Genomic DNA, 1828 nt, shown 5'->3' with positions numbered 1-1828 from the left:
ACCGTTTATGAACGTATCGCCTTAGCCCTTGCGCTAATTGCTTTTGCGAACTTACCGATGTTTATCCGGCACACCTTGATTCCAAATCGCGCACACTGACGCGCTTCGCTTGTCGGGCAGATTGCATCAAGCAAGAGCGCTCGCCTACTCGCTAACCTTACTCGATGCAAACTGCCTGATTCTCTTTTCTTTGAGAAGGGCTTTACTCATTTTAAATCAGGAACTGCAATGAAAATATTACTGACTTTATTGCCACTTACTCTTTTATCGGTCTCAACAGCATCCATAGCAAAGCCAGAGCTAGATACGGTGGTGGCACCTCACACGGATTTTATGATTAACCTGGTAGGAAAAGCACGCGAGGCAAACTGCCAAGTGCCCTTTACCCAAGCAGAGCGAGAACATCTGTCAACAGACCTTATGGTGGTCATAGGTGGAAGCTTTAAACAGTGGGTAGACCCAAATGAGTTTCCAGCTTTTTTAGATGTGATCAACGCAACCATGAGCTGTGATAGTGAAGTGTGGGTTAGAGACATGAAACACCAACTGATAAATTCACTTGAATTTAAAGCAAAACTTAAACAGAGAAGGCAGCGACCTTATCGCATATTGTGATTAATTGATATTATGCTGAAGCCAACCTGCAGCTAGCAGGATGCCCACCATTTGAACAATCTCAAAAAATGTCATTTTAATATTACCTTCTTCTAATATGTTTATTCTAAAACATCATTCTAGAACAAAAAAAACACCACTTAGCAAATAAAAACAATACGGCAAGTAAGGAGCTGTCATGCCAAGACAACCTATTCGCAATTTCCTTGCGTTAAAAGAGCAAGGTGTTAATAACATTGCCCAGCGCCTTCAACACGCATTGGGTTCCCAATCTGTCACTGATATAGCCAACCAAACAGGACTCAGTAGAGCAACCATTAATCAGTATCTTAATGCAAAGAATTTACCCAGTTTAGACCGATTAGCGGTTCTGGCTAAGGCAACAAATCATTCTCTCAAATGGCTATTGTTTAGTGATATTGAAGAGACGAGAATTGCCGATAAGTATCGGTTGGTTGTGTCCGATGATGTGATGAGTCCTCAGAGCACAAATTGAATATGAAGTCTTGCCGTTACAAGGAAACCGAGTTTTAGGTGATGGCATTTATGTTATTGCAACAGCGCAGGGTAATGTTGTACGTCGTCTGCAATGGCAAGAATCAAATCAAGAATATGTTGTGTTTGGGGATAATCCTATCTATCCCAAGCAGAACATGAAGCAGGTTAATGTGATTGGCAAAGTCACAGCCATGTACCCCCCTTTATAGAGAGCTTAAACTCATGACAAAACCCCTTTTGTGGGCGTTGGGATTCAGTTTACTCATGGCCTCTAACGCGGCCAGTGCTTCGGGCCCTGCTTGCAGGGCACGATTTATGAACCCCATCACCGATATTTGCTGGGAATGTATATTCCCCATCACGCTAGGCAGCGTACCACTCATTCCATCAAGACACCCTGATACACCCAACCCATCACTTCCCATCTCGTTCTGCCCCAAGCCGCCACCTATTTTCATGCAGGTGGGTTTGAACATTGGCTATTGGGAGCCTTATGCCATTACTGATGTGACTCGTGTTCCGTTTTGCATGGTCAACCTGGGCTTTTCATTAGGCGGTGGTATGTCACAACAGATAGGCGGCCAGAACAGTTATAAAAAACCAGGGGATAGCAGTTCTGGTGCTTTTTACCAAGCACACTGGTACAAATATCCGCTCATCTATTGGTTACAAATATTGCAGTCTTCTGCATGTATGGCGATGGATAACTTCGATG

4 protein-coding genes are annotated in these 1828 nt (G+C 43.6%); all 4 read left to right on the top strand.

What is annotated here, in order from left to right; genetic code table 11:
• Positions 1–228: 228 nt before the first annotated feature.
• Complete coding sequence (locus CTN07_RS22350; RefSeq protein ID WP_036766491.1) at positions 229–615, top strand: hypothetical protein; 387 nt, start codon at positions 229–231, stop codon at positions 613–615.
• A 178-nt stretch (positions 616–793) separates the two neighbouring features.
• The gene (locus CTN07_RS22345) at positions 794–1111 is read left to right on the top strand and encodes a helix-turn-helix domain-containing protein (RefSeq protein ID WP_036766492.1); all 318 of its coding nucleotides are present in this window, start codon (positions 794–796) and stop codon (positions 1109–1111) included.
• 10 nt (positions 1112–1121) lie between these two features.
• Positions 1122–1322 (top strand): hypothetical protein, encoded by a 201-nt coding sequence (locus CTN07_RS22340; RefSeq protein WP_036766494.1) that lies wholly within the window; start codon positions 1122–1124, stop codon positions 1320–1322.
• Between the two features lie 13 nt (positions 1323–1335).
• Positions 1336–1828: TraU family protein (locus CTN07_RS22335; protein ID WP_211315318.1), on the top strand; the 493-nt coding region annotated here is incomplete at its 3' end.

This window comes from Photobacterium damselae (genome assembly GCF_003026815.1).
GTDB lineage: Bacteria > Pseudomonadota > Gammaproteobacteria > Enterobacterales > Vibrionaceae > Photobacterium > Photobacterium damselae.
Note: the sequence above shows the minus strand (reverse complement) of the source record. Positions and strands in the feature narration are given on the sequence as shown.

Excerpts from the sequence above, each read along its gene's own strand:
- CTN07_RS22345 (WP_036766492.1), top strand. The coding sequence starts at position 794 with ATGCCAAGACAACCTATTCGCAATTTCCTTGCGTTAAAAGAGCAAGGT.
- CTN07_RS22350 (WP_036766491.1), top strand. The coding sequence starts at position 229 with ATGAAAATATTACTGACTTTATTGCCACTTACTCTTTTATCGGTCTCA.